At 71.1% G+C, this 26,830-nt stretch carries 29 protein-coding genes and 1 tRNA gene; 12 read left to right on the top strand and 18 right to left on the bottom strand.

The window, feature by feature from the left end; all coding sequences use genetic code 11:
• The first annotated feature begins 74 nt into the window (after positions 1 to 74).
• Positions 75 to 359: a hypothetical protein gene (locus HZF19_RS03585; RefSeq protein ID WP_208027373.1), complete on the top strand. Its 285-nt coding sequence runs from the start codon at positions 75 to 77 to the stop codon at positions 357 to 359.
• Between the two features lie 21 nt (positions 360 to 380).
• On the opposite strand, the gene HZF19_RS03590 is transcribed toward HZF19_RS03585, so the two are convergent.
• Entirely contained in the window at positions 381 to 1,361 is a 981-nt protein-coding gene (locus tag HZF19_RS03590; RefSeq protein ID WP_208027374.1) for a ribose-phosphate diphosphokinase, read from the bottom strand.
• A 3-nt stretch (positions 1,362 to 1,364) separates the two neighbouring features.
• Complete coding sequence (gene glmU, locus HZF19_RS03595) at positions 1,365 to 2,450, bottom strand: bifunctional UDP-N-acetylglucosamine diphosphorylase/glucosamine-1-phosphate N-acetyltransferase GlmU (protein WP_208027375.1); 1,086 nt, start codon at positions 2,448 to 2,450, stop codon at positions 1,365 to 1,367.
• 44 nt (positions 2,451 to 2,494) lie between these two features.
• Here glmU and HZF19_RS03600 point away from each other — a divergent pair.
• Positions 2,495 to 2,566: transfer RNA gene (locus HZF19_RS03600), tRNA-Gln, on the top strand.
• Positions 2,567 to 2,615: 49 nt separating this feature from the next.
• Positions 2,616 to 2,717 carry a 30S ribosomal protein bS22 gene (locus HZF19_RS03605; protein ID WP_208027376.1) on the top strand — a complete coding sequence of 34 codons (102 nt, stop codon included), beginning with the start codon at positions 2,616 to 2,618 and terminating at the stop codon, positions 2,715 to 2,717.
• Positions 2,718 to 2,728: 11 nt separating this feature from the next.
• Here HZF19_RS03605 and HZF19_RS03610 read toward each other — a convergent pair whose 3' ends face one another.
• From HZF19_RS03610 to HZF19_RS03635, 6 genes are all read right to left on the bottom strand, one after another.
• Positions 2,729 to 3,457: a 4-(cytidine 5'-diphospho)-2-C-methyl-D-erythritol kinase gene (locus HZF19_RS03610; RefSeq protein WP_307781129.1), complete on the bottom strand. Its 729-nt coding sequence runs from the start codon at positions 3,455 to 3,457 to the stop codon at positions 2,729 to 2,731.
• A gap of 4 nt (positions 3,458 to 3,461) precedes the next feature.
• Entirely contained in the window at positions 3,462 to 4,292 is an 831-nt protein-coding gene (rsmA, locus tag HZF19_RS03615; RefSeq protein ID WP_372443432.1) for a 16S rRNA (adenine(1518)-N(6)/adenine(1519)-N(6))-dimethyltransferase RsmA, read from the bottom strand.
• Complete coding sequence (locus HZF19_RS03620) at positions 4,274 to 4,921, bottom strand: transglycosylase family protein (protein ID WP_208027377.1); 648 nt, start codon at positions 4,919 to 4,921, stop codon at positions 4,274 to 4,276. Before HZF19_RS03620 ends, rsmA begins: the two co-directional genes overlap by 19 nt.
• 201 nt (positions 4,922 to 5,122) lie before the next feature.
• The gene (locus HZF19_RS03625) at positions 5,123 to 5,884 is read right to left on the bottom strand and encodes a TatD family hydrolase (protein WP_208027378.1); all 762 of its coding nucleotides are present in this window, start codon (positions 5,882 to 5,884) and stop codon (positions 5,123 to 5,125) included.
• 18 nt (positions 5,885 to 5,902) lie between these two features.
• Positions 5,903 to 7,414: a methionine--tRNA ligase gene (gene metG / locus HZF19_RS03630; protein ID WP_208027379.1), complete on the bottom strand. Its 1,512-nt coding sequence runs from the start codon at positions 7,412 to 7,414 to the stop codon at positions 5,903 to 5,905.
• Between the two features lie 3 nt (positions 7,415 to 7,417).
• A complete protein-coding gene (locus tag HZF19_RS03635; protein ID WP_208027380.1) occupies positions 7,418 to 7,783 on the bottom strand; it encodes a hypothetical protein in 366 nt (121 codons plus the stop codon).
• 44 nt (positions 7,784 to 7,827) lie between these two features.
• Between HZF19_RS03635 and HZF19_RS03640 the strand changes: the two genes are divergently transcribed.
• Positions 7,828 to 8,274, top strand: a complete 447-nt coding sequence (locus HZF19_RS03640) for a hypothetical protein (protein ID WP_208027381.1) — start codon at positions 7,828 to 7,830, stop codon at positions 8,272 to 8,274.
• Between the two features lie 154 nt (positions 8,275 to 8,428).
• Here the strand turns inward: HZF19_RS03640 and rsmI are convergent, their stop codons facing one another.
• From rsmI to ychF, 3 genes are read right to left on the bottom strand one after another with little or no spacing between them, the layout of a single operon-like run.
• The gene (rsmI, locus tag HZF19_RS03645) at positions 8,429 to 9,268 is read right to left on the bottom strand and encodes a 16S rRNA (cytidine(1402)-2'-O)-methyltransferase (protein WP_208027382.1); all 840 of its coding nucleotides are present in this window, start codon (positions 9,266 to 9,268) and stop codon (positions 8,429 to 8,431) included.
• Positions 9,265 to 9,621 (bottom strand): DUF192 domain-containing protein, encoded by a 357-nt coding sequence (locus HZF19_RS03650; RefSeq protein ID WP_208027383.1) that lies wholly within the window; start codon positions 9,619 to 9,621, stop codon positions 9,265 to 9,267. The genes rsmI and HZF19_RS03650 overlap by 4 nt, the downstream gene beginning before the upstream one ends.
• A gap of 8 nt (positions 9,622 to 9,629) precedes the next feature.
• Positions 9,630 to 10,706, bottom strand: coding sequence for a redox-regulated ATPase YchF (gene ychF / locus HZF19_RS03655; protein ID WP_208027384.1), 1,077 nt, complete (start codon positions 10,704 to 10,706; stop codon positions 9,630 to 9,632).
• Between the two features lie 61 nt (positions 10,707 to 10,767).
• Between ychF and HZF19_RS03660 the strand changes: the two genes are divergently transcribed.
• The 4 genes from HZF19_RS03660 to HZF19_RS03675 all read left to right on the top strand — a co-directional run bounded on the left by HZF19_RS03660 (position 10,768) and on the right by HZF19_RS03675 (position 14,924).
• Positions 10,768 to 11,817: a PHP domain-containing protein gene (locus HZF19_RS03660; RefSeq protein WP_208027462.1), complete on the top strand. Its 1,050-nt coding sequence runs from the start codon at positions 10,768 to 10,770 to the stop codon at positions 11,815 to 11,817.
• Between the two features lie 120 nt (positions 11,818 to 11,937).
• Complete coding sequence (locus HZF19_RS03665) at positions 11,938 to 14,004, top strand: prolyl oligopeptidase family serine peptidase (protein ID WP_208027385.1); 2,067 nt, start codon at positions 11,938 to 11,940, stop codon at positions 14,002 to 14,004.
• A gap of 108 nt (positions 14,005 to 14,112) precedes the next feature.
• Positions 14,113 to 14,499 carry a preQ(1) synthase gene (gene queF, locus HZF19_RS03670; RefSeq protein WP_208027386.1) on the top strand — a complete coding sequence of 129 codons (387 nt, stop codon included), beginning with the start codon at positions 14,113 to 14,115 and terminating at the stop codon, positions 14,497 to 14,499.
• Between the two features lie 92 nt (positions 14,500 to 14,591).
• Positions 14,592 to 14,924: a hypothetical protein gene (locus tag HZF19_RS03675; protein ID WP_208027387.1), complete on the top strand. Its 333-nt coding sequence runs from the start codon at positions 14,592 to 14,594 to the stop codon at positions 14,922 to 14,924.
• A gap of 48 nt (positions 14,925 to 14,972) precedes the next feature.
• On the opposite strand, the gene HZF19_RS03680 is transcribed toward HZF19_RS03675, so the two are convergent.
• The 3 genes from HZF19_RS03680 to HZF19_RS03690 form a co-directional block, all read right to left on the bottom strand.
• On the bottom strand, positions 14,973 to 16,151 hold the full coding sequence (locus tag HZF19_RS03680) for a DUF459 domain-containing protein (RefSeq protein ID WP_208027388.1): 1,179 nt from the start codon (positions 16,149 to 16,151) through the stop codon (positions 14,973 to 14,975).
• Between the two features lie 61 nt (positions 16,152 to 16,212).
• Positions 16,213 to 17,697 (bottom strand): MBOAT family O-acyltransferase, encoded by a 1,485-nt coding sequence (locus tag HZF19_RS03685; RefSeq protein ID WP_208027389.1) that lies wholly within the window; start codon positions 17,695 to 17,697, stop codon positions 16,213 to 16,215.
• Between the two features lie 72 nt (positions 17,698 to 17,769).
• Entirely contained in the window at positions 17,770 to 19,482 is a 1,713-nt protein-coding gene (locus tag HZF19_RS03690; protein ID WP_208027390.1) for a phospho-sugar mutase, read from the bottom strand.
• A gap of 64 nt (positions 19,483 to 19,546) precedes the next feature.
• Between HZF19_RS03690 and HZF19_RS03695 the strand changes: the two genes are divergently transcribed.
• From HZF19_RS03695 to HZF19_RS03705, 3 genes are read left to right on the top strand one after another with little or no spacing between them, the layout of a single operon-like run.
• A complete protein-coding gene (locus tag HZF19_RS03695) occupies positions 19,547 to 20,968 on the top strand; it encodes an amidase (protein ID WP_307781131.1) in 1,422 nt (473 codons plus the stop codon).
• A 19-nt stretch (positions 20,969 to 20,987) separates the two neighbouring features.
• Positions 20,988 to 21,644, top strand: a complete 657-nt coding sequence (locus HZF19_RS03700; protein ID WP_208027392.1) for a VOC family protein — start codon at positions 20,988 to 20,990, stop codon at positions 21,642 to 21,644.
• A gap of 36 nt (positions 21,645 to 21,680) precedes the next feature.
• Entirely contained in the window at positions 21,681 to 22,283 is a 603-nt protein-coding gene (locus HZF19_RS03705) for a hypothetical protein (RefSeq protein ID WP_208027393.1), read from the top strand.
• A 27-nt stretch (positions 22,284 to 22,310) separates the two neighbouring features.
• On the opposite strand, the gene HZF19_RS03710 is transcribed toward HZF19_RS03705, so the two are convergent.
• On the bottom strand, positions 22,311 to 23,162 hold the full coding sequence (locus HZF19_RS03710) for a crotonase/enoyl-CoA hydratase family protein (protein WP_208027394.1): 852 nt from the start codon (positions 23,160 to 23,162) through the stop codon (positions 22,311 to 22,313).
• A 271-nt stretch (positions 23,163 to 23,433) separates the two neighbouring features.
• Here HZF19_RS03710 and HZF19_RS03715 point away from each other — a divergent pair, with 271 nt between their 5' ends.
• Positions 23,434 to 23,877, top strand: a complete 444-nt coding sequence (locus HZF19_RS03715; protein WP_208027395.1) for a hypothetical protein — start codon at positions 23,434 to 23,436, stop codon at positions 23,875 to 23,877.
• Positions 23,878 to 23,959: 82 nt separating this feature from the next.
• Here the strand turns inward: HZF19_RS03715 and HZF19_RS03720 are convergent, their stop codons facing one another.
• From HZF19_RS03720 to HZF19_RS03730, 3 genes are all read right to left on the bottom strand, one after another.
• Positions 23,960 to 25,105, bottom strand: coding sequence for a ferritin-like domain-containing protein (locus HZF19_RS03720; RefSeq protein ID WP_208027396.1), 1,146 nt, complete (start codon positions 25,103 to 25,105; stop codon positions 23,960 to 23,962).
• A 34-nt stretch (positions 25,106 to 25,139) separates the two neighbouring features.
• Positions 25,140 to 25,865, bottom strand: coding sequence for a TetR/AcrR family transcriptional regulator (locus HZF19_RS03725; protein ID WP_208027397.1), 726 nt, complete (start codon positions 25,863 to 25,865; stop codon positions 25,140 to 25,142).
• 86 nt (positions 25,866 to 25,951) lie between these two features.
• A complete protein-coding gene (locus HZF19_RS03730) occupies positions 25,952 to 26,776 on the bottom strand; it encodes a YihY/virulence factor BrkB family protein (protein WP_208027398.1) in 825 nt (274 codons plus the stop codon).
• Positions 26,777 to 26,830 lie beyond the last annotated feature (54 nt).

Genomic DNA, 26,830 nt, shown 5'->3' on the forward strand with positions numbered 1-26,830 from the left:
CGATCGGGGGAGCGAACCCGCCCAGGGGACCTTCGACCCTAGGCGAGCGCCCTCGAGCACATGAAGCTGGCGGCATGTCCACATCCCCATCCACCGACCACGCCGTCGACTCCGCTCCCCCGCCCTCGACCGACGAGGATGACCGCGGCTTCGGCTCTGCGATCGTGTGGGGGTCGATGGTCGGGATCCTCGCCTTCACCCTCCTCGTAGCCGTCGCGGTCAAGGCCGTGGCCGCGAGCATGGATTACGACATGCCTCTCGGGGCCGTAGCCGCCATCGCCGTGTGGACCGGGGCCTGGGCGGGGCTGTTCCTCGGCGGCACCGTGGCGGTCGGGCGCTGGTCGGCCCACCGTCACTGACCCGCGGGCACGGGCCGCCGCTCAGGACTGGTTCGCGCCGCCGAAGATCTCGCTCACCGAGGTGTCCTCGAACACCGCGTCGATCGCCTCGGCGATGATGCCCGCCACCGAGAGCACCTCGATCTTGTCGATCTGCTTCTCGGGGGGCAGCGGCAAGGTGTTGGTGACCACCACCTTGGAGATCACCGAGTTCTTCAGACGGTCGATCGCCGGACCGGAGAACACCCCGTGGGTGGCGGCCGCGTAGACCTCGGTGGCCCCGTGCTCCTTGAGCTGCTCGGCCGCCGCGCAGATCGTGCCGGCGGTGTCGATCATGTCGTCGATGAGCACGCACACCCGGCCGTCGACGTCGCCCACCACGTCCCGGGCCTCGACCTCGTGCTTGGCTCCCTTGGCCCGGCGCTTGTGCACGATGGCCAGGTCGGCCCGGAGCTGATTGGCGTAGCGCTCGGCCACCTTCACCCGCCCGGCGTCCGGTGACACGACGACCAGGTCCTCACCGAGCGAAGACATGTACTCCACCAGCACCGGCATCGCCGTGAGGTGGTCGACCGGACCGTCGAAGAACCCCTGGATCTGCCCGGAGTGCAGATCCACACTGATCACCCGCGTCGCCCCCGCGGTGCTGAACATGTCGGCCACCAACTTGGCGGTGATCGGCTCCCGCCCCTCGGCCTTGCGGTCCTGGCGGGAGTACCCGTAGTAGGGGCAGACCACGCTGATGCGCTTGGCGGACGCCCGCTTGGCGGCATCCACCATGATGAGCTGCTCCATGAGCGCGTCGTTCAACGTGGCACCGTCGGTCGCGCTGTGGGTCTGGATGATGAACACGTCGGTGCCCCGCACCGACTCGTCGAACCGGCAGTGGAGCTCGCCGTTGGCGAACGCGGCCAAGTTGGGCTCACCGAGAGGTACGTCGAGCGCCGCCGCGATCTCCTCCGCCAGCGGCAGGTTCGCCCGACCCGAGACCAGGAACAGGCGCTTCTTCGGAACGAGCTCCATCACTCACAGAGCATAGAACGGGCCGGTGCGAGTCTCGGCAGGGACGTGCGAGCCGGGACTCAGCACGGCGAACGGGCCCACCCGGGCCTGATCGCCGATCTCGGCATCGCGGGCCACCGACTGCTCGACCGTCGCCCCCGGGCCCACCACGCAGTCCACCAGCCGGGTGTGGGGGCCCAACTCCGCGCCGGCGCCGATCACGCAGCGGCCCTGCAGCATCGTGCCAGGGAAGATCGTCACGTCGGGCGACAGCTCGACCGTGGCGTCGATGTAGGTGCGCTCCGGGTCGAGCATGGTGACCCCCCTGCGTAGCCACGCTTCGTTCGTACGGCGCCGCAACTCGGCCTCGGCGACCGCGAGCTGCACGCGGTCGTTCACCCCCTGCGTCTCGACAGGGTCCTCCGCGACCACCGACACCACCGGGTACCCCGCGTCGTGGAGCACCTCGACCACATCGGTGAGGTAGTACTCGCCCTGCGCGTTCTGCGGGCTCAGCCGGCGCAGCGCCGGTGCGAGCACGCTGCGACGGAAGCAGTAGATCGACGTGTTGACCTCGTCGATGAGCCGCTCCTCGTCGGTGGCGTCGGCCTCCTCCACGATGCGCGCCACCCGCTCGTCCTTGCCCCGCAGCACCCGCCCGTAGCCGGTGGGGTCCGCGACCCGAGCGGTCAGCAGGGTGCAGGCCGCGTCGGTCTGGCGGTGGCGCTCGACCAGCGCGGCGATGGTCGCGGGCCGCAGCAGTGGGGTGTCACCGGGCAGCACGACCAGGTCGCCCTCGTCGACATCCTCGTCGGGAAACGCCGTGAGCCCCGCGCTCACCGCGTCGCCCGTGCCTCGCTGCACGTGCTGCTCCACGAAGTCGAGCAGCACGTCGGGCGCCTCCTCCTGCAGCTTCTTGGTGACCCGCTCGGCGCCGTGGCCGACCACCACCACGACCCGATCGACCCGGCACTCGCTCAGGGCGTCGAGCACGTAGAGCAACATGGCTCGACCGCAGAGGAGGTGCAGCGGCTTGGGTCGCGACGACCGCATCCGGGTTCCCTCCCCCGCGGCGAGGACGATGGCGGAGATGGGGCGGTCCTCGGTCATAAGAGAAGTTCTAGCGGCGCCGGGCGCTAGGGTCTAGGAGCCCTTCGGGGGTGATGTAATCGGCAACATGCGAGGTTTTGGTCCTCGACTTCGGGGTTCGAGTCCCTGCCCCCGAGCTCCCGCATTGGTGCTGGATCCACCGGCCCCGGTAAGGTGCCCGGCGCCATGGGCTCACTGATCAAGAAGCGGCGCAAGCGGATGCGCAAGAAGAAGCACAAGAAGATGCTGAAGCGCACGCGGTTCCAGCGCCGCGCCGCCGGCAAGTAGCCCGCCGCTCGTCAGCTCGGCACCCGCTGCGCAGCGAGGGTGCGAACGACCAGCCCACCCTCCACCGGGTGCTCGCCTTCGACGAACCAGGTCGAGCCGCTGCCCGCCAGCCGGGGTCGCTGCCCCGTCGCATTCCTGAGCCGGTCGCGCCACTCGGCGAGCCGCGGCTCCACCGCGAGCGCCGCGGGCTCGAGGTCGTTGCCGTGCTCGCCGACCGGTCCCCCGAGGCGGTCCCACGCCCGGTAGACCTCGACCGTCGAGCACCCGAACGGCGGGATCAGCAGCGTGAAGCACCGGTCCACGAACGGGAGCGGCTCGACCAGCTCGCCGATGCCCCGCACCCGGGCCCGCCCGCCGACCAGACAGAACGGCACGTCGGCCCCGATGCGGGCCGCAGCCTCCAGGTCATCGAAGCCCGCGGCGCGCAGGATGGCCGCGGCATCGCTCGAGCCGCCACCGAGACCCGCGCCGGCCGGTATGCGCTTGTCGAGCCGGACGTGGGCCCGCAGACCGGCGAGGCGCTGGGCCTGCCGCACCAGGTTGCCGTCGTCGCCGGGCACCACCACACCATCCGGCGCCACCACCTCCAGGCCGTCGCCGTCGGTGAGCGTGAGGGTGTCGCACAGGTCGAGGCTCACCATCTCCGCGTCGATCAGGTGGTATCCGTCGGTGCGGATCCCCGTGATGCGCAACGAGAGGGTGAGCTTCGCCGGGGCGGCGAGGACGATCTCCGAGGCCACTCGCTCACCCTAGGGCTGCGACGGCATCGGCCAGCCGACCCCAGGCCTCGATGCCGAGCTGTTCGGGGCGAGCCTCGGGATCGATGCCCGCCCGGGCGAACGCGTCGGCCGGCACCCGACCCGCCAGCGACCGCCGCAGCATCTTGCGACGCTGCCCGAAGGCCTGGCGCACCAGCGAGAAGAGCAGGTCGGGACCCGACTCGACCGCGGGTCGCGGGCGGCGCACGATCCGCACCAGCACCGACTCCACCCGCGGCTGGGGCACGAACACCGTGGACGGCACGCGGCCGACGATGGCCGCCTCGGCGTGGTACGCGACCTTGAGCGAGGGGACCCCGTACGCCTCGTCACCCGGCCCGGCCACCAGGCGCTCGCCGGCTTCACGCTGGACCATCACCAGCATCCGCTGGATCTGGGGCACCTGGTCCAGCAGATCGAGCACCAACGGGGTGGCCACGTTGTAGGGCAGGTTGGCCACCAACACCCATCGCTCGCGCCTGGCGAGCACCCGCTTCCAGTCGAGTGTGCGGGCGTCGCCTTCCACCACCCGCACGCCGGCGGCCTCGACCTGCTCACGCAGGACGGGTAGCAGGTGCCGGTCGACCTCGACCGCGGTCACCGACGCGCCGGTCTCGGCGAGCGCCAGGGTGAGCGATCCCAGGCCGGCACCGATCTCGACGACCGCATCGTCCTCGCCCACCTCGGCCAGCCGGGCGATGCGCCGCACGGTGTTGGGATCCGCGACGAAGTTCTGGCCCAGGGCCCGGCTGGGACGCAGGCCGTGAGTGGTGAGCAGCTCGCCGATGCGGCGACGGCTCAGCAGGCGCCACCCCAGGGGGCCTTGCCCGCCTGGCGGTACAGGAACAGCGCCATGGCGTCCTGGTCCGCGGGCGATGCCAGGTTCGGGGGGACGCCGACCAGATCAGGGCGCCCGGCCCGCATCGCGGTGCTGTCCCAGCTCGAGCGCAGGAACTGGTAGGCGCCGTAGTAGAGGCCGTTGGACGAGACGATCGAGTAGTTGCCGCCCGACTCCCGCCGGCGGACGCAGGCCAGGAACGCCGCCTCCTCCGCGGTGGGCCCGGCGATGCCGGTGCTGGGGGGCGGTGGCGCGGCCTGCCGGGGAGCGGCGGTGGTCGGCGGCGCGGCGGGCACCTTGGGGGGCTTGGTGGTGGTGGTCGTCGGCTTGGGCTTGGTGGTGGTGGTCGTGGCCTTCGGTGCGGTGGTGGTCGGGGCCGCGGTGGCGGAGGTGGGTTCGGGGAGCGAGCTGGTGGTCGGCGGCTCGGTCACGGGGACGCTGGGCTCGGGTGCGAGCGAGAGCACGCTGGGGTCACCCGCGCCGGCTTCGACCGTCTGCTCGGCCTGCGCGACCGGCAGGAGGGCGACAGCGAGGGCGCCGAGGAGAATGGCACCCAGGGCGCCGTAGAAGAACCGGCGCCGCTGGGGCTGGTGGTTGTCGGATTCCATGACTGCGTACGCCCCAGGAAGGGCCCTACTCCGCCCGAGGCACTGGCGCGCACCCTAGGAGGCCCGTAACCCAACCGCAACTTTCGCAACGCCCTTGTGACGAACGTCAACGGGGGGACACGCTCGTCTCCGCTCCGTCATGGTTCCCTCCGCCGTGGTTCGAAGCGGATTCCCGGTGGCGGGATCGGCGTCCGTGGCCGCTCAGGAGGCGGATGACGGCGGGAGGCGGTAAAGGCGCTCGGCGTTCCGCCACGTGGTCTCGGCCACCTCCTCCACCGACCAGCCGCCCGCCCGGGCCACGGCCGCCCCCACCAGCGGGACCAGGGCCGGGCGGTTGGGACGCCCGCGGTGCGGCTCCGGCGCGAGGTACGGGCTGTCGGTCTCCACCAGGACCCGCTCCAGCGGGCAGCACGCCACCGCCTCCCGGAGGTCGTCGGCCCGCTTGAAGGTGACGATGCCGCTGAAGGAGAGCGACAGGCCCAGATCCAGCGCCCGCCGGGCCTCCTGCGGACCGCCGGTGAAGCAGTGCAGCACCGCCCGCTCGGGCACGCCCTCGGCCGCCAGGATCTCGAAGGTGTCCTCCCAGGCCTCGCGGGTATGGATCACCAGCGCCAGATCCTGCTCGTGCGCCAGGCCGATCTGGCGGGCAAACACCTCCCGCTGCACCGGCCGGGGCGAGTGGTCGTAGTGGTAGTCGAGGCCGCACTCCCCCACCGCCACCACCTCCGGCCGGTCGAGCAGCTCGGCGATCCCGTCGAGACCGCCGCTGGCGTCGTGGGGGTGGACACCGGCGGTCGCCCAGACCCCCTCGTGCGCAGCCGCCACCTCCACCGCCTGGCGGCTCTGCGCGGCATCGGTGCCCACCACGATCAGGCGGGCCACCCCCGCCGCCCGGGCCTCGGTGAGGAGGGCGTCGCCGGATGGGCCGGCCTCGAGGTGGCAGTGGTGGTCGATCCAGCGCACGAGGGACCGCCTTCGCGATCAGCCGGCCTGGATGCGGGGGAACAGCGGAGCGCCCTTCTGCACCGGCAAGCCGCCGGGATACCGGCCCCACGTCGCCGCACCCGGCAGCCGCTCGTCGGCGGGCGAGCCCGCCAGGCCGATGCGCCGCCAGATCTCCTCGGTCGTCCGTGGCACCGCCGGGTGCGCGAGCACGGCGACGATGCGCAGCACCTCCAGTGCGTCGCCCATCACCGCGTCGAGCTCGGGGCCCGGGTCCATCTTCCAGGGTTCGTTGGCCTCGAGGTGCGCGTTCGCGTCGTGCACCAGCCGCCAGGTGGCCTCCAACGCCCGCGACGGGGCGACCTCGGCCCAGGCGCCGGCGGTCGCCTCGTACACGTCGGCCGCCAGGGTCGCGAGGGGGCTGTCGGGCCGGGGGGCGGGGCCGATGCCGCCGCACTTCTTGGCCACCACCGTGGCGACCCGTGAGAGCAGGTTGCCCAGGTTGTTCGCCAGGTCGGTGTTGTAGCGGGTGACCATCCCCTCGTAGGAGAAGTCGCCGTCGGGCCCGAACGGCTGGTCACGCAGGAACTGGTAGCGGAACCCGTCGACGCCGAACTCCTCCACCAGGTCGGCCGGGAAGATCTGGTTGAGGCGGGTCTTGCTCATCTTCTCCCCGCCCACCAAGAGGAAGCCGTGCACGAAGATCCGGTGCGGGGGCGCCAGGCCCGCGGCCAGCAACATGGCCGGCCAGTACACGCAGTGGAAGCGCAGGATGTCCTTGCCGATCAGGTGGTGCACCGCCGGCCACCAGCGCTCGAAGCGTTCCTGGTCGCTCCCGAAGCCGATGCCGGTCACGTAGTTCACCAGCGCGTCGTACCAGACGTAGAACACGTGCTCGGGGTCCCAGGGCACCTCCACCCCCCAACGGATCGAGGTGCGGGTGATGGAGATGTCGGCCAGGCCCTGGCGGATGATGCCGAGCGCCTCGTTGCGCTTGCCCTCCGGCTGCACCGCGTCGGGCTCGGCCGCGTACCACTCGAGCAGGGGCTCCTCGAAGGCCGAGAGCTTGAAGAACCAGTTCTCCTCCTCGAGCCACTCCACCGGCCTGCCGTGGATCGGGCAGTTGCCGTCGATCAGGTCGGCTTCGGTGTAGTAGGCCTCGCAGGACACGCAGTACAGGCCGGCGTAGGTGCCCTTCTCGATCCAGCCGTTGTCGTAGATGCGCTGCAGGAACGCCTGCACGCTGCGGTGGTGGCGGGGCTCGGTGGTGCGGATGAAGTCGTCGTTGGAGATGTCGAGCAGCCGCCAGGTCTCGCGGAAGCGTTCGCTGGTGGCGTCCGCGTGGGCCAGCGGCTCGAGCCCGCGCTCGGCGGCGGCGCGAGCGACCTTGAGCCCGTGCTCGTCGGTGCCGGTGAGGAAGAAGACGTCGTCGCCGATCAGTCGGTGCCAGCGAGCGAGCGCATCGGCGGTGACAGTGGTGTACGCGTGCCCGATGTGGGGCACGTCGTTGACGTAGTAGATGGGTGTGGTCACGTAGAAGCGGCCCGGCACGGCTCACAGGCTACGGGCCGCGGCACACCCCGACGAACCGGTCGCACATCCCGACGCACCCGGTGCCAGCCAGGGGCGCACCACGATCCGGCTGCGCGCCGGCAGGCCGGGCACGTACACGAACGTGACCCATCGATCACCCGGCTCGGCCCCGTCGGGTCGCAGCTCGACCACCGGCTCGTCCTCGTCCAGGCCGTCGAGCACGTTGCGAGCCCCGAGGACCATCCCCGCCACCGCCACCCCGGCCAGACCGCCTCGCCCCACCCGGCCCCTGGTGCTGGGCTCTCGCCCGTGCCCCGGCGCCCACCCGTCGAGGGCGGAGAGGGTCGCCTCGTCGTAGAGGTCCTCGAAGGCCGGACCGTGCTCCACGGACGCCAGCCTACGAGCCGGCTTCCCGTGCGAGACTGGCCCCGATGGGCAGGACCGCGCTGGCAACCATCGGTGCCGCCATCGCGGGGCTGGTGGTGGTGACGTCGCTCACCGGCCTCAGCGGGCCAGGACCGTTGCACCGCTACCCCTACCGGGACCTGCGCGCCCTCGCCGAAGCGATCGACGACCAGGCCGGTGACCTGCGCACCCCCGACGACTGCTGGCGGGCGCTCGACGGGGCCAGTGGCCCGATCCGGGAGATCGTCCGGGTCGACCTGCTGCGCAGCCGAGTCGTGGTGCGCGGGTACGCCTCCGAGTCGGGCCACATCGACCGGGTGACCGCCACCGCCGTCGACCAGGGGATCGCCCGTGCTCTGGCCATCGATCCGAGTTTCTCCCGGGCGATGGTCATCGTGGAGCCTTCACCCGACGGGTGGTCGCCACTGGTCTCGTGCCCTTTGGTGATCCGCCGATGGGTCACCGGGTTCTGACGGCGTCGACGGCGTCGACGGCATCGGCGCCATCAACGACAGCTGACGACAGCTGACGACACCTGACGACAGCTGACGACAGCTGACGACAGCTGACGACACCTGGCGGCACCCGCGCCATCGGCGACGGCTGAGGCGCCCGCCAGCGGACGCCTCAGCCGTCGCGGGTGGCGAGCTCGTACACCCGGCGCTTGCCGGCCCCGAGGCGCCGGGCCACCGCGGCCACCGCGTCCTTGGTCGAACGGCCCGACGCGAGCTCGTGGCCCAGAGCCCCGAGGATCTCGTCGTCGGTCGGCCCCGTGCCGGCGGGCGCGCCCTGGACCACGACCACGTACTCGCCGCGAGGCTCGACCTCGCTGGCGCGGCGGGCGGCCTCGCCCAGCGGGCCCCGCCAGACCTCCTCGTGGAGCTTGGTGAGCTCGCGGGCCAGCGCCACCGGTCGATCCTCCCCGAACGCGGCGGCCAGATCCGCGAGGGTGCGGGCCAGTCGGTGGGGGGCCTCGAACAGCACGATGGTGCGCTGCTCCCTCGCCAGGGCGGCGAGACGCTCGGCCCGAGCACCGCCCTTGCGGGGCAGGAACCCTTCGAAGACGAACCGGCCCGTGGGCAGACCGCTGACGACCAGCCCTGCCACCAACGCAGAGGGCCCAGGCACCACCTCGACCTCGAACCCCGCAGCGAGCGCGGCCCGCACCAGGCGCTCACCCGGGTCGGAGATGCCGGGCATCCCGGCGTCGGTGGTCACGGCGACCCGCTCGCCCCGCGCCAGGCGGGCCAGCACCTCCTTGACCTGCGCGGCCTCGGTGTGGTCGTTCACGACCAGGAACCCCGGCCCTCGCACCCCGGCTCGCTCCAGCAGCTTGCCCGCCCGGCGGGTGTCCTCGCAGGCGACGACGTCCGCAGAGCGCAGGGCGTCGACGGCCCGCGGGGAGAGATCACCGAGGTTCCCGATCGGCGTGCCCACCAGCACCAGGACGCCTCCCGCCGCGCTCATGAGGACCCCGGAGCGCCTCCGTCGAGGCCGCGGACCTCGAGCCGGTCACCGGGCGCCAGACCCCAGCGACCGAACGCCCCCGCCTCGGCCTCGATCACGCCGTGAGCCCGCCACACCGGCAGGGTGATCCGGTTCGGTCGCAACCGGCAGGTGCGCACCACGACCAGCTCCCGGTCGACGAAGGCCACGTCGATGGGGAACCGCATCCCGAAGCTGTGCACCGACTTCGCGGGCCGCAGCAGGATGGCGCCCTCGATGCCGTCACGGCCGAGCAGGCCCCGGGTGCGGCCACGCAGCGACTCCGCGACCTCCAGCGTCGCGAGGACCTGCTCGTCACGCACCAGCCAGGCCATCTCGAGGGTCAGACGTTGAACCGGATCTCGAGCACGTCACCGTCGGCCACCTCGTAGTCCTTGCCCTCGACCCGCAGCTTCCCGAGCTCGCGCGCCTTGGACCACGAGCCGATCTCGAGCAGCTCGTCCCAGTGGATGACCTCGGCCCGGATGAAGCCCCGCTCGAAGTCGGAGTGGATGACCCCCGCACACTGCGGCGCCTTCCAGCCCGCCCGGAACGTCCAGGCGCGGGTCTCCTTCTCCCCGGTGGTGAAGAACGTGCGCAGACCCAGCAGGTGGTACGCGGCGCGGATGAAACGGGGCAGGCCTCCCTCCCCGAGCCCCAGGGCCTCGAGCATCTCCGCCCGCTCGTCGGGGTCGAGCTGCGCGGCTTCGGCTTCGAGCTGCACGCAGGCGCCGATCACCTCCCCGTGATCGCCGAGCTCGGCGACCACCGGCGCGATCTTCTCGTCGATGCGATCGAGGTCGCCCTCGCCGACGTTCACCACCGCCAGCACGGGCTTGTCGGTGAGCAGGAAGTAGCTCCCGAGCGGCTCACGTTGCGCCGCCGCCAGGTCGCTGCGATAGATCGGGGTGCCCGCAGCCAGCACCTCGTGGGCCGCTTCGAGCGCGGCCACCTCGTCGGCGATCGCCTTGTCGTGCCTGGCCGCCTTGCGGCGCTTGCCGAGCTGGTTGTCGACGCTGTCGAGGTCCGCGAGGCTCAGCTCGATCTCGAGGACCCGGAGGTGCTCGAGGGGATCGGGCGAGCCCGGCACGTCCGGGTCGTCGAAGGCCCGCAGCACGTAGACGATCGCGTCGACCTCGCGGATCCCGGCGAGGAACCGGTTGCCGAGCCCCTCGCCCTTGCTCGCTCCCTCCACCAGCCCACCGATGTCGGTGAACTGCACGCTGGCGGGGATCACGCTGCGGGAGTTGCTCATCGCGGCGAGACGATCGAGGCGGTCATCGGGCACCTTCGCCACCCCGATGTTGGGGTCGGTGGTGGCGAAGGCGTACGGCGCAGCCAGGGCGCTCCCGCCCGACAGCGCGTTGTACAGCGATGACTTGCCGGCGTTCGGCAAGCCGACGAACCCGAAGCGCTCCACGAGGTCAGGGTACCGCCTGACCTCCTACGCTCGATCCGTGCCCGAGCTGCCGGAACCGCCGCTGTCGCCGGCCGGCGCGCTGGAGGCGATCGTCTACTACCTCGACCGGGCCCTGGCGCCGGCCTCCAAGGTCCGGGCCTTCCTCCGGGCGGCGCAGGTGGTGCGCGAGCAGGGCGACGAGCGCATCGCGCAGCTCGCGGCGGCCGGGCGGCTGGAGGACCTCCCCGGGATCGGGCCGTCGAGCGCGCAGGTCATAACCGAGGCGCTGGCCGGGCTGGTGCCGGCGCGCCTGGTGCGAGCGGAACGCGAGAGCCGCCTCCCGCTCACCGATGAGGCGAGGCCCTACCGGGCCTCGCTGCGGGGCGACTGCCACGTCCACTCGGATTGGAGCGACGGGGGCGCCACCATCGAGCAGATGGCACGCGCCGCGCAAGCGCTCGGCCACGAGTACCTGGTGCTCACCGACCACTCCCCCCGGCTCACGGTGGCCCACGGCCTCGACCGCGACCGGCTGGCGGCACAGCTCGAAGAGGTGGAGCGCCTCAACGCGGTGCTCGCCCCGTTCTCGATCCTCACTGGGATGGAGGTGGACATCCTCGAGGACGGCACGCTCGACATGGACGACGACCTGCTGGCTCGCCTCGACGTGGTGGTGGCCAGCGTGCACTCGAAGCTGCGCATGGACGAGCGCCAGATGACCCGGCGCATGGTGCTCGCGGTCTCGAGCCCCCACGTGGACATCCTCGGTCACTGCACGGGGCGCAAACTGCGCTCACGTGGGGCGCAGGTGGCCTCGGACCCCGAGGTGGCCCGGCCCCCGTCGCGCTTCGACCCGGAGCTGGTGTTCGCCGCCTGCGCCCGCTTCGACACCGCGGTGGAGATCAACTGCCGCCCCGAACGCCAGGACCCACCCGACCCCCTGCTCGAACTGGCCCTCGACTGGGGCTGCAAGGTGGCCATCGACACCGACGCGCACGCTCCCGGTCAACTGGAGTGGCAGGTCTTCGGCTGTGAGAAGGCGGCACGCCACCGCATCGCGCTCGGCCGCATCGTCAACACCTGGACCGCCGGCGAGTTGATCGAATGGGCCGGCTCGCACCCCACGGGGTAGCGTTGCCCACCTATGTCGAAGAAGACGTCGAAGCGCAAGACCAACGCTCGCCGCAAGCCGGCGAACCACGGGCGCAAGCCGAACGCCGGCCGCGGCTGACGGGCCCTCGCGCCGAGGCGCATGGCGACCCCCTCCGCCGTCCCGCCCCCACCGCCGACCCGCCGCGACGACGTCGTCGACCTCCTCCACGGCCGCGAGGTCGCCGATCCCTACCGGTGGCTCGAGGACGGTTCCTCCGAGGCCACCCGATCCTGGGTCGAAGCCCAGAACGCGCACACCTCGCGCATCCTGTCGGTCGTCCCCGGGCGCGACGCGCTCCACCAGCGCCTGGTCACCCTCCTGCGCGCCGGATCGTCGGTGGCGTGCATGGTCGCGGGCGACCGGGTGTTCTCCCTGGAACGCTGGGGACGGCACGACCAGGCGGTGCTGGTGGTCCGGCCCGCCAAGGCGCGGGGCCTGGCGCGCACCATCGTCGATCCGCACCGCCTGACCGGCGACCCCACCACCGCGATCGACTGGTACCACCCTTCACCTGACGGACGCCTGGTCGCCTACGGGCTGTCGTCGGGGGGCGACGAGCGCAGCACGCTCCACGTCCTCGACGTCGAGACCGGCAAGCGGCTGGCCGACCGCATCCCCAACACCCGCGCCGCGTCGATCGCCTGGACGCCCGACGGGCAGGCCTTCGCGTACACCCGGTACCCCGAGCCTCACACCGTTCCCGACGAGGAGCAGGGCTACTGGCGCAAGGTCTACTGGCACCGGCTGGGCCAGCACTGGCGCCAGGACGAGCTCGTGTGGGACAAGCTGCCCGACAAGACCGCGTGGACCAACGTGGCGATCTCCCGCGACGGGCGGTGGATGCTGCTGCACGTCTCGCTGGGGTGGAGCCGGGTGGACGTGCACCTCATCGACCGCAGCACGGGTGCGCACACGGTCATGATCGAAGGGGTCGAAGCCGTCTCGTCGTTCACCGTCGTGGGCGACCAGGTCATCGGGGTCACGACCCTCGATGCCGATCGTGGCCGGGTGGTGTCGGCACCGGTCGCGGCCGCGTGGCAGGACCACTGGTGCACGATCGTGCCCGAGAGCGATCACGTCCTGGAGGCGGTGGTGCCGACCGCCGACTCGCTGCTGGTGCTGTCCTCGCGCTCGGCGGTGTCGTACCTCGACCGGTATCGCCTCGACGGGACCGGTCACGAGCCCGTCGAGCTGCCGGGCATCGGGTCGCTCGCCGGGTTGTCGGGCAGCCGCGACCGGGACGAGGCGTTCTTCTCGTTCACCTCGTTCGCGCTGCCACCGACCATGTACCGCTGGCGTCCGGGCACAATCCAGGACTGGAGCCGGCTCCGCCAGTACGACGGCAGCGGGGAGGAGACGCCGCGCGACATCGTGGTCGAACAGGTTCGCTACGAGAGCACCGACGGAACGCCGGTGACGATGTTCCTCATCCGGGCGGCGCAGACCATCCCGTCGCCGGACACTGCGTGCATCCTGACCGGGTACGGCGGCTTCTCGATCACCATGGGCCCGGCGTACTCGGCCGCGGTGGTGGCGGTGTGCGAGCGGGGGGCGATCTACGCGGTGGCCAACATCCGCGGCGGTGCGGAAGAGGGCGAGGCCTGGCACCGGGCGGGGATGCGCGAGCACAAGCAGCGAAGCTTCGACGACTTCGCGGCCGCCGCCCGATGGCTCGTGGCAGAGGGGATGACCTCTCCCGAGCGGTTGGCGATCCGCGGCGGGAGCAACGGGGGTCTGTTGGTCGGCGCGACCATCACCCAGCACCCGGAGCTGTGCCGCGCCGCGCAGATCGCGGTGCCGCTGCTGGACATGCTGCGCTACCACCACTTCCTCATCGCCCGCTTGTGGATCCCCGAGTACGGCGACCCGGACCTCCCCGAGGAGTTCGAGTGGCTGCACGCCTACTCTCCCTACCACCGGGTGGTGGATGGCACCTGCTACCCCGCGGTGCTGCTCACGACCGCCGAGGGCGACAGCCGGGTCGATCCGATGCATGCCCGCAAGATGGCGGCTCGTCTCCAGGCGGCGACTTCCTGCGGCACCGAGCGTCCGATCCTGCTGCGGGAAGAGCGTGAGGCCGGCCACGGCCAGGGCAAGCCGGTGTCCAAGCAGGCCGAGGAGCTGGCCGACGCCCTCGGCTTCCTCTTCTGGCAGCTCGGCACCTGAGCGACCTGTGCACTCGTGCGAACCGTCAGGTCCCAGAAGCGGGTAAGTCGAGCAGCTATGACGGCTCTCCGAGATCCAGCGACGACAGCGCTCGGATAGCGTCACGGGGTGCCCTCAACCCCTTCACGAGACCTGGTCGCCGTCGACAACCCCCACCCCGGACGCGACTACGAGGTGCGCTGCGAGACCCCCGAGCTGACCTGCCTGTGCCCGATGACCGGCCAGCCCGACTTCGCCACCGTCGTGGTCACCTACGTGCCCGACCGCAAGATCGTGGAGCTCAAGTCGCTCAAGCTCTACCTGTGGAGCTTCCGCGACGAAGGGCACTTCCACGAGGACGTCACCAACCGGATCCTCGACGACCTGGTGGCGGCGATCGCACCCCGGCGCATGACCGTGGAGACCCACTGGAACGTGCGGGGTGGCATCACCACCACGGTGACCGCCCGCCACCCGTCTGCCGAGCCCGATCGATCGGACCCGCCCTCGCCCTGACCACCGAGAGCAGCGCCACCACCGACGCGAGCGGGCGCCCCTGCGAGCCGGTCGGTGCCGAGCTGGCCGCCGGCGCCACCGACCGGATCGACGTGGAGCTCGCCGACTACGTGATCAACCTCGACCATGCCGCGACCCGAGCGGGCGCGGTCACCTTCGTGGCGCACAACATCGGCACGGAGGACCACGAGGTCGCCTTCCTGCCCGGCGGAGGCCCCGTGCCCACCGTGCCCGGCGGCGAACCCGATGAAGCGGCGCTGGAGGCGGCGGGAGCCTTCGAGCTCGAAGCGTTCGGTCCCGGGCGGACGTGCGACGCCACCTTCGTGCTCGACCCGGGCACCTACACCTTGTTCTGCGTGGTCCACGCGCCCGACGGGCGGACGCATCTGGCCCACGGGATGCACGCCACCCTCACCGTGACCTGACCCGTTCGCCAGATCCGACGGTCCGGGTGCGCCGCCGGGCGGGAGTGCTCAGACCCCGTCGGGCATGTTCTCCGGCCGGGGAAGCTCCTCCCGCTCGACCACTTCGGCGGGCGCGGTCTCCGAGGGGGGAGGGTTCGGCACCTTGCTGGCACCGAGGTCGACGAACCGGCCGATGTGCGCCAGGGTCGCCCACGACAGCCGCTGCGCACCCCATGTGCTCAGGTGCAGGTTGTCCTTCTGGTAGGGGCCGCGCAGCTTGCCGTCCGCGTAGGTGACCTCCTTGGCGAACACGTGGTCGGGCCCGCCGAGGATGGCGAAGGTGTCGACGTAGGTGACCCACGGACGCGTCTGGGCCTCGGTCCAGTAGATGTAGTTGAGCACGTCCATGTTCGAGATCTGCGACCCCGGACCTGCCGGTACGGCACCGACCCAGACCACCAGGCGATCGTTGTCGGGGCTCTTCAACAGGTCCATCGTGGCGCCGACCCGGCGGCGGTACTCCGCATACCACTCCGGGGTGTACTTCTTGACCACCCGACCACCCTCGAGCTCGAGGTTCTGGTCGTCGTTGGCGCCGAACATCACGACCACGACGTCGGGGTCGAGGCCGGGAAGCACGTCCTTCGCGAAGTGCTCGGGCCAGTTGAAGTAATCGGGGCGGATCAAGCCGGTGCCGAGCTGGTAGTCGAGGGTGGATTTGAACAGGCCGGTGGAATCCGCGATCGGCTGCATCTGCACCCCGAACGAGCCGCCCACGGAGTCACCGCCCACCCACAGCTTCAGCGGGTCGGCGGGTGTGGGCGTGCGCAGGCGCAACACGGGCGGCGCGGTGGTGGCCGGCCCGGACTCGGCCTCGGTCGCTTCCTTCTGGGCCAGCAGTTCCTCGTAGCTCGGCCCACCTCCTGCGCGGCGCCCGAGCGCCTCGTCGAGCGCGTTGCGAGGTCCGCTGAGCCCGACCGCGTCGCTGACGTCGGCAACGGCCTGCGCCACGTGCTGGCGGAAGCCGTCACCCCGGGCCTTGCTCTTGCGCAGGGTGGCGTCCGCGTTGAGCAGCGCGGCGAGCAGCAACCCGACCACCACCACCACCAGCACGATGCCCGCCGGCATCGTGCCCGGCCGCTCGGGCCGCTGGCCCCGGAGCAGGCGCGCCAGCAGCGACGGGTCCGCACCTCCACGAGCCGAGCGGGCCGACCCGCGCGATGGCGCCACCTCCCGAGCCACCTGCATGGGCGGCAACGGTACCGGTCGCTCGCCGGTGGGAGCACTCACGTCCGCCACCGCCTCGACATCAGAACTGGAAGTAGATGAACGGGGCGATGCCCTCCGGCCCGAGCGCGTTGATGCCGACCAGCGCGGCGGCCACCAGCCCGATCTGCAGGGCCGGTGCCAGGCGGCCGAAGCCGCGCTGCACCTGCTCCGGGATGCTCGGGGGCACGAACTGCGAGGCCAGCATCGCCACGATGGTCGCGGCGAGCAACGGGGTCACCAGCGTGGAGGCACCGCCCGTGACCGGCACCAGCTGGCCCAGCACCGCGAGCGCCCCGTCGAGTGACGTCGCCCGGAAGAACACCCAGGCCAGCGCGACGACATGGAACGTGAGCAGCCACTGGAGCACCGCCACCACCCGCGGCGGCACCCCCAGCGGCTCGCGCTCGGCCCACCGGGCCTTGACCACCCGCTCACCGATCAGCACCCCACCGTGGATCGCCCCCCAGATGACGAAGGTCCAGTTGGCACCGTGCCAGAGCCCACCGAGCAGCATGGTGAGCATCAGGTTGAGGTAGACGAACCACCGGCGGGGTTGGTTCCCCCGAGCGGGATCGAACATCGCCACCAACCGGGAGCTGCGGTTGCCCCCGAGGGGGATGTACAGGTAGTCGCGCAGCCACCGCGACAAGGTCATGTGCCATCGCCGCCAGAACTCCTGCACCGAGCGCGACCGGTACGGGGCGTCGAAGTTCTGCGGGAAGCGGATCCCGAGCAGGAGGGCCACACCGATGGCGATGTCGGTGTACCCGCTGAAGTCGGCGTAGATCTGGATCGCGTACGCGTAGATGCCGAAGAGCACCTCCAGGCTGCTGTGTCCCTGCGGGAACTGGAAGACCGGATCCGCGATGGTCGCCATGTAGCTGGAGATCACGACCTTCTTGAACAGCCCGCGGAAGATCAGCATGAACGCTTCCGAAGACTCGACCGCTCGGGGGTCCGGGCGGGTGTCGAGCTGCCAGGCGAACTCGCTGGCCCGCACGATCGGACCCGCGACCAGGTGGGCGAAGAATGACAGGTACACCGCGAAGTCGAGCAGCGGCATCGGTTTGCGCCACTCGCCGCGCCCGATGTCGACCACGTAGCTGATGGCCTGGAAGGTGAAGAAGGAGATACCCACGGGGAGCACGATCCCGAGCAGCGGCGGATCGAGGTCGAAGCCGAGGCGGTTCAGCCAGCTGCTCCCGGTAGACAGCACGAACTCCGCGTACTTGAAGAACCCCAGGGCGCCGAGGTTGATCAGCACCGCCAGGCGCACCAGGCGCGTACTGGTCGTGGTGCGCTGCCCCTCGGGGCCGAGCGACGCGTAGATCTGCCTCCCGAAGAACCAGTTGACCCCGATCGATCCCAGCAGGAGGAACACGTAGTACCAACGGAACCAGCCGTAGAAGATCAGGCTGGCGGCGAGGATGAACAGGCGCCACCACTTCGGGAACGGTCGCAACAGCCAGTTGCCCGTGAACACGACCACGAAGAAGATCGCGAAGTCGACGGTCGGGAACAGCATCGGAGCGGGCGACTCGGCCGAGGAGCAGGAGGATGCCGGAGCGCGGAACGCTAGCCCAGTTGCGTGGCCCGTTCAGCCATGGGCCGTTCGATCCACGTAGGAGCTGACCGCGCCGTGCAGCGACTCGAGCTCGCGGGCCGCGTCGGCTTCGGCCCGAGCCAGCGATGACGGTGTGTCACCGACGGCCCGGCAGACCCGCCCGTAGACCTTCAGCTTGGGCTCGGTGCCGCTGGGCCGGGCGATCAGCCGAGCGTCGCCGCCGAGGTGGAGCACCACTGCGTCGACCGGTGGGAGCCGCCCACCGGCGAGGAGGTCCTCCACTCGGCGGACCTCGTGGTGGCCGAGCCGCGCCGGTGGCGACGACCGCAGGGCGGCCATCAGGGCATCGATCCTCGACCGGGCGGCGTAGCCGGTGAACCGGAACGACCAGGTGGCGGTGGCGAACAGCCCGTGACGCCGGGCGAGCTGCTCGAGGCGGTCCCACACGGTGAGCCCCGCGGCGCGAAGCTCGGCGGCGAGCTCGGCGAACGCCAACGCCGCGGCGATGCCGTCCTTGTCCCGGAGGTAGCCGTCCACGGCGTAGCCGAGCGCCTCCTCGTAGGCCAGCACGAGCTCCCACTCGGGGTGGGCGATCACCGGGCGCATGAGCCACTTGAACCCCGTCAGGGTCTCGACGTGGTGCACGCCGTGCGCGGCCGCGAGCCGCGCCACCAGCCCGGAGGAGACGAACGTGTCGACCACCAGCCGCTCACCAGGCCCGCCGTTGCTGCGGCGAAGCCGATAGTCGGCCAGCAGCGCGCCCACCTGATCTCCGGTCAATCGCCGCCAGAGCCCGTCGCGCCCGCGGACCGCCACGCCCAAGCGGTCCGCGTCGGGGTCGTGGGCGAGCACCAGGTCCGCGCCGAGCGCCTCCGCCTGGCCGTAGGCCAGGTCGAGCACCCCATCTTCCTCGGGGTTGGGGTAGGGCGTGGTCGGGAAGGCCGGATCGGGCACCGCCTGCGCGGCCACCACGTGCAGCGGTTCGAAGCCCGCGGCGGCGAACACCCGCTCCGTGACGTCGAGCCCGACACCGTGCAGGGGCGTGTAGACGATCGACAACTGGCGGGGGCCGGCACCGAGTCGACTCACCGCCCGCTCTACGTATGCGTCGACGACGTCGCTGCCCGCCTGGCGGATGCCGCGGGAGTCCTCTGCACCGTCACCGCCAGGCACCTCGAGCAACGCGGGGGCGCCCCCGCCGTCACCCTCGGCGATCTCGTCGATCGCGGCCGCGATCTGCCGATCCACCGGCGGCACGATCTGCGCGCCGTCATCCAGATACACCTTGAAGCCGTTGTCCGCCGGCGGGTTGTGGCTGGCGGTGCACATCACGCCCGCGTCGGCACCGAGCAGCCGGACCGCGAACGCCACCAGCGGCGTCGGCACCGGCCGGGGGAACAGGACCGCCACCCCGCCCGCTGCCGCCACGACCCTCGCGGTCTCGAGCGCGAACTCGTCCGACTTGCGCCGAGCGTCGTAGCCGACGACGACCTTCCGGCCGTCGCCGAGATAGCGCATCAACCCTGTGGCGGCACGGCGGACCACCACCCGGTTCATGCGGTTCGGCCCGGCACCCATCTCCGCCCGCAAGCCAGCAGTGCCGAACTCGAGCCGGCGGTCGAACCGGTCACGCAGCCCGTCCTCGTCCCCCACCGCCACCAGCGCGTCGAGCTCGGCCCGGGTCTCGGGATCGGGATCGGTGGCCTGCCAGGCCCGCACCCGTCGGATCAGCTCGGCGTCGAGCATGGCCCCCAGTCTGCTCGCGGCTGGCCACGGGCGAGGACCTCGAGGTGCCGGTAGGGTCCTCGAGGTGCGAGACGACCTCTCCGTGCTCGACGCCACCGGGCAAGCCGAACTGGTGCGCTCGGGCGCCTGCACCCCGCTGGAGCTCGTCGACGCCGCCATCGAGCGCGTCGAGAGCCTGAACCCGCGGTTGAACGCGATCATCCATCCCCTCTTCGACAAGGCCCGCGACCAGGCCCGGCGCGATCCGGATATGGCGGCGCGCCCGTTCGCCGGCGTGCCAATGGGCCTCAAGGACGCGGTCGCGCACTCCGCGGGCGACCCCCACCACCTCGGCATGCGGTTCCTGCGGGACCTCGGATGGACCGAAGACGACGACGCCTGGCTGGTCACCCGGTTCCGCGACGCCGGGCTGTCGATCATCGGCAAGACGAACGTCCCGGAGCTGGCCTTCTCCGACACCACCGAGCCCGTCGCCTACGGCCCGACGCGAAACCCCTGGGATCCCGCCCGCTCACCCGGCGGGTCCAGCGGTGGCAGCGCGGCTGCGGTGGCTTCGGGCATGGTGCCCGTCGCCCACGGTAACGACATGGGCGGCTCGATCCGCATCCCCGCCAGCGCGTGCGGCCTGGTCGGTCTCAAGCCCACCCGGGCACGGACCTCGCTGGCACCGTCGCTGGGCGAGCTGTGGGGACCGACCACCCACGAGGGCGTGCTCACCCGCACCGTACGCGACACCGCGGCCGTGCTGGACCGCATCGCCGGATCCGCACCGGGTGATCCCTACACCGCACCCCCGCCAGCGCGCCCGTTCCTCGACGAGCTCGGCGCGGATCCCGGCTCGCTGCGCATCGGGCTTCGGGTGGAGCTGCCCGCGCCGGGCGGCGAGCCCCACAGCGCGTGCCGGGCCGCGGTGGAGCGGACCGGACAGGCGCTGGAGGACCTCGGCCACCGCGTGGACTGGTCCGCCCCGGACGCCTTGGAGCTCAGCCTCGACGACGCCCTGCTGATGTTCCCCGTGTTCGCGGCCCGCGAGCTCGACCGCTGGTCGGCCCGCACCGGCCGGGTCATCGGCGAGGACGACGTGGAGCCCGCGACCTGGGTGATGGCGGAGATCGGCCGGTCCGTCACCGCCGCTCGGTACCTCGCCTGCCTGGACGCCGCGCAGCGCTGGTCCCGGCAGGCGGCGGCCTGGTGGGCGGCGGGCTGGGACGTGCTGGTCACCCCCACCCTCCCCGAGCCACCTCCGCCGCTGGGCGAACTCACCGGCCCGACCGGCGCCCGACTGGTCGCCTACACGCTGCCGTGGAACCTGAGTGGGCAGCCGGCGATCTCCCTGCCGCTGCACCAGGACCACTCGGGCCTGCCGATCGGTGTCCAGCTCGTCGCGGTGCAAGGCCGCGAAGACCTGCTCCTCCGGCTCGCCGCCCAACTCGAGCAGGCGCTGCCCTGGCAAGACCGCCTCCCGCCGATCCACGCGTCGCGCTGAGAGGACGATGACGCCGCCGATGCCCACGATCGACACCATCGAGGTCGCTGATCCGCCGGAGGCCTGGCGGGCGGCCGGCTTCGACGTCGACGACGACGCCACCTGCCGGGTCGGCGGGGTGCGGATACGCCTGGTGGGCCGGGAACGGGGCCGGCGCATCCTGTCGTGGGCGTTGCGGGACGCCACCGTCACGAGCCCCGACCTCGACGGCCTCCCCACCGCTGCAAGCACGGCGCGACCCTGCGAGCCGGCCCGCCACCCGAACGGTGTGCTCCAGATCGACCACGTGGTGCTGGTGACCCCCGACCCCGCTCGGACCACGGCGATGCTGTGCGCCGCGGGGTTCGAACCGCGCCGGACCCGCCACACAGACCAGTACGGGCCGCCGTTCCTGCAAGTGTTCTTCCGCGCCGGCGAGGTCATCGTGGAGGTGATCGGCCCCGAGGAGCCGAGCGGGGACGGGCCGGCGGCGTTCTTCGGCCTGGCCTACACGGTGGCCGACCTCGACGCGACCGCCGCGCTGCTCCGCGACGCGCTCGGCACCCCCAAGGCAGCTGTGCAACCCGGCCGGCGCATCGCCACCCTCCGGCACAAGGCGCTCGGTCTGTCGGTGCCCACCGCGTTCCTGTCCCCCGGGCCGGACGCGCTGGGGCGCGAGCAGGGCCCAGCGCGCTGACCGGCCCGCTAGGGGTGCGGCTACCCTCGGGCCGAGATGCTCGACCACGTCTTCACCGATGCCATCGGGGCGCTACGCGACGCGTTCGAAGGGGCCCTGCTCGAACGACAAGCGTTCGAGGAACGGTTCCAGATGGACATGCTGCTCGGGGACATGCGCTGGGAGACCAGCTACGGGCTCCCCGGCGAAGGCCTCCCACCGCGGGTGCAGGCCGACATCACCCTCTCCTGGCCGACGTGGTCGCAGACCTCCTACCGCCTCTGGTACATCGACGAGCCCTTCGACGAGCCGCCCCGCATCGACATCGAGATCGTGTTGCGCGTTCAGCGCCTCGCCTCCTCCCCCGATCCGGCGATGCTGCTGAGCGTGCTGCCCACCGAGAGCCCGCCGATCGCCAGCGAGCCGTTGCACCGCTCAGGGCCGACGATCGAGACGGTGTACCCACCCGACCTCAAGGAGCCCGAGTACGCCATCGAGGTCAGCTACGACGGCTGCTACGAGTTCGACGAAGCCACCCTCGAGGACGGCCGCATCCTCGACGACCACTTCTCCGCGATGGGCGGGTGGATCTCCTCCACCCTGGTACGCGTAGGCGATCTCACCTGGGACTTCCTCCCGCCGCTCGACGGCGGGGAGTAGCAGGGCCGATCAGCCGATTCAGCCCGATCAGAACGACTTGGGGTTCGGAAGCAGGTCGTCGAAGCGCGGGTCGCGCTTCTCGCTCTTGGCGGCGAAGCTCTCCATCATGTCGGCCGGCTGGAACATGCCCGTCTGCCAGGTGGCGATGTAGTTGAGCCCGTCGGCGACCGAGTGGTCGCGGGCGTAGTTGACCATCTCCTTGGTTCCCCAGATCGCCAGCGGGCTCTTGGCGGCGATCTCGCGGGCGATCTCCATCACGGCCTCCAGCATCGCCTCCTGGGTGTCGAACACCTCGTTGACCAGCCCGACCTCCTTCGCCCGCGCAGCCGGCATGCGCCGCCCGGTGTAGGCCAGCTCGCGGGCCACACCCTCAGGGATCAGCTTCGGCAGGCGCTGCAGGGTGCCGACGTCGGCGGTCATGCCGATGTTGATCTCCTGGACCACGAAGAACGCGTCCGCGGTCGCGTAGCGACAGTCGCACGCGGTGACCATGTCGACCGCGCCGCCCACGCAGCCACCCTGTACCGCGGCGAGCACCGGCTGGCGGGCCTTCTCGAGGGCGTTGAAGCTCTCCTGGAGCAGCAGCGCGGTCTGGCGCAGCCGGGCCCGGGTGCGGCCCATCTCGGTGGTGCGGGGCTCCTCGTTCCCTGGCAGGCCGGCCCCTCCGGTGAAGACCGACAGGTCCATCCCGGCGCTGAAGTGCTTGCCGGTGGAGGACAGCACGATCACCCTGGCCGATCCGTCGTCATCGATCTCCCGCACGATCTGCGGTAGCTCCGACCAGAAGGCCGGCACCATGGTGTTCAGCTCGTCCGGCCGGTTGAGGCGCAGGTGCGCCACCTTGTCGCTGATCTCGACGTCGAAGCAGCAGTAGCCCATGCCGCCACCCTAGGCGGCTGGGCGGTACCCGACACTCTCCAAGCCTCCCGCCCGGTGCTTCCCCTCATCCTCACGTCCTGGCATGTCAAACGCGTGCCAGAGCACGCGTTTGACATGCCAGAACGAAAGAGCGAACACGCGATCGAGCGACGGGAGTGGGAAAGACGGCTTTCTAGAACTTGTTGCAAAGATGGGCCGAATGGCCTAGAAGTGTGTGCGGAGGGAGTGGCATCCGACACACCGGGTGCCCGAGGAAGGAAGGAACCCGCACATGCGAAAGACCCTGGCCGCCGTGGCGCTCGCCGCCACCCTGCTGCTCACCGCCGTGCCGGCAGCCGACGCCGCCGGCTGGTGGAGCCGGAGCAAGCCGGCGCCGGCCCCCCAGCCGACCCGCACGCTGTCCTACACAGAGTCGTGGTTGCTGCAGTCGGTGCTCGACAACGTGGCCCTCACCGACATCGAGCTCACCCCGGCCGGGCGGCAGTTCCTCAACAGCATCCTGCGGGCCCTGATGCCCAAGCTCTGCCCGATCGTGGCCAACGCCGCCGCACCGGAGTTCCGCGACCTGGTGCTGCAAGGCTGCCAGGGGGTCGCCGCCGCGCCCGACCCGTACGGCGCGCTCCTGGACTTCCTGCCGCTGGCCTGCGCGGGAGGGGACCTGATCTTCCCGGACTACCGACAGCTCATCCGGGTGGCCTGCGGCCTGCTGTTCTGAACCGCCTCTCGGGGTGCGGATCACCGACCGCACGATCGGGATCCGCACCCCGAGGCGACACCCGGGGTCCGGAGCCCGACGATCAGGCCGAAGCCGAAGCCGACGCCGCGGCCCGGTCCTGGGAGACCGCGTCGAACTCGAGGTACTCCTCGCCGGTGTCGGCCCAGTCCTCGAACTGGATCACGCCGATCTCCTCGAACCGGCGGCGCAGCCAGGCGTCACCGGCATCGAGCAGCCCGAGCTTCTTGCAGTTCGGCACGATCTTCGAGAACAGCATCTGCTGGAAGATCATCTGATCCTGGGGGACGTCGAGAAGCAGCCGCACCATCTTGCGGGTGTCGATGCCCATCCGCTCCCACACCTCCTGCTGGAGGAACCGGTCACGCATCCGCACCGCGGCCTCGAACGCGAACTCCTGACGCTCGCGGAGCTCCTTGGCGTCCAGCTCGGCGTAGTACTCCTTGAGCGAGAGCACCCCGAAGGCCACGTGGCGGGCCTCGTCGCTCATCACGTACCGCAGCAACTGCTTGAGCAGCGGCTCGGTGGTGAGCTGGTACATGAAGCCGAACGCGGCCAGCGCCAGGCCCTCGACCATGATCTGCATGCCCAAGTAGGTCATGTCCCAGCGGCTGTCCTCGATGATGTCGTCGAGCACTAGCCGCAGGTGGGCGTTGATCGGGTAGAAGCCCGTGAGCTTCTCTTGTAGGTACTTGGCGAACACCTCCACGTGGCGGGCCTCGTCCATCACCTGGGTCGAGGCGTAGTACTTGGCGTCGATCCAGGGCACGGTCTCGACGATCTTGGCAGTGCAGATCAGCGCGCCCTGCTCGCCGTGCATGAACTGGCTCAAGCGCCAGTTCATCGACTCGACCCCGAGCTGGGTCCACTCCTTCTCACCGAAGTTGCGGAAGGGCGACTCCGGGTGGTTCTGGAGATACTCGAACGGGCCGGCCGTGTTCGAGCCCTGGATGACGCTCACGACCTTCTCGGGGTCGACGTCGGTGTCCCAGGGCAGGTCGGTCTCGCCGTTCCACTGCGCGGTCTTGGCCTTCTCGTAGAGCTTGTTGAGCGCGGGCCGCGCCCCCTTCTCGTAGTCCCAGGTGAAGATGGCGTCCGCGTTGTCCTTGACCTGGTGGACGAGCTCGTCGACATCGGAGTTCGCGATGGCGAGGATCGCCTCCAAATCGTTGACGTCGGCTCGGCCGAGGATCTGCTGGTCGTCTGCCATGGCGATAGCTCCTGTGGGTCGGGAGTGCTAGCTCCTAGTCGTTGGGGTCTTCCGTGGGGTCGTTGGGGTCTTCCGTGGGGTCGTTGGGGTCTTCCGTGGGGTCGTTGGGACCTCGAGTGGGGCGATCGGGGGGCATGACCGAAGCCACCACCCGACCGACGAGGTCCTCCCAGGCCCGGGGATCGGGGGAGGCCACGCCCAGGGCTTCGAAGAGGAGGAACCCGAGGCCGACGGCGTGAGCCAGGTGCACGATGGAACGGGTGTCGACCTCGGGGTCGACGACGCCGTCGACCTTCGACGCGTCCACCAGACCGGCCAGCCGGGCCGCTCGCTCGGCGAGGTGGCTGCGCAGTAACCTCGCCACCTCCTCGTCGCGCCGGGCGGCAACGAACGCCTCCAGCAGGAGCGCGTGGCCCGGCTGGGGCCGGCGAGTGACGAGATGGGACCCGACCGTGCGCAGCAGGTCGGTGGCCCGCCCGTCGAAGGCGTGATCGGCGAAGAGCTGGTCGAACTCGTCCTCGGTGCAGGACCGGATGGCGGCCGCGAGCAGCTCGGCCTTCCCCGAGAAGCGGCTGTAGATGGCCCCGGTCGTGAGGCCGGCCCGGCGCGCGATCTCCGCCACTCCCGCCCCGTCGTAGCCCTTCTCCCCGAACACCTGCGCCGCGGCCGCGACCAACCGCTCGGTGGTGGTGTCGACGGCGCTCGAGTCGACGGTCAGCGGGGTGGCAGCAGGCGTGACAGGAGAGGTGGCAGTGCCCACGACTCCATAATAACGATCATTATCAGCTCATCAAGCCTGCCCGGACGCTGCCCGTCGAGGCGTCGAGCCAGGGACCGCGCCCCCCGTCACCCGGCCGGCCTCCCACCGATCTCACGGTTGTGCCGGCCCTCCAGCACTGCGTCCACCTCCGCGCCTAGCAGCACGCACGACACCGAGATGAGCAGCCACAGCATGAACACGATCACCCCGCCGAGCGCGCCGTAGGTCTGGTTGTAGGTCCCGAAGGTCGAGACGTACAGGGAGAAGCCGGCGCTGGCCGCCACCCACACCACCACTGCGACAACCGCACCCCAGCTCACCCACTGCCACCTCCGGCGGCGGTCGGATCCCACGCGATAGATGACGGCGAGTGCGATCAGCATCAGGGCCGCCAGCACGGGCCAACGCAACGCCGAGGCCACCACCCGGCCGACGGGGCCGGCCACGTCACCGGCCCAACCCGGCAGCCCGGTGAGGATGAGCATCACCACCACGACGAAGCCGATGCCGGCCACCGTCATGGCGAGCGCGATCGAGCGACGACGCACGAAGCCCCTTCCCTCCCGCTCGCCGGACACGGTGGCCACCGCGACCAGCGGATGGTTCACGGCAGCGGAGGCTCCCCACAACGAGGCTGCGAGACCGACCACCAACCCCACGCCCAGGCGTCCGGAGCCCGTCGATGCCAGTTCGCTCAACTGGGTGCTGAGCAACCGCCGGGCCTCATCGGGGATCGGGACCTTCAACTCCTCGATCTGCGCCGCGACATCGTCGGGCTCGCTGACGATGCCGTAGGCCGCGACGAGCGCGGTGAGGGCCGGCACAACCGACAAGAGCGCGTAGAACGCCACCCCCGCCGAGATGATGGTGAGGCCGTCCTCGCGCACCCCCACCCGGACCCGTCGGGCCACGTTCCACCACCCACTGGCCGGCCGCGAGCCGGCCCGGTCGCGCTGCCGCCGGTC

This window comes from Rhabdothermincola sediminis (genome assembly GCF_014805525.1).
Lineage (GTDB): Bacteria > Actinomycetota > Acidimicrobiia > Acidimicrobiales > Acidimicrobilacustridaceae > Rhabdothermincola > Rhabdothermincola sediminis.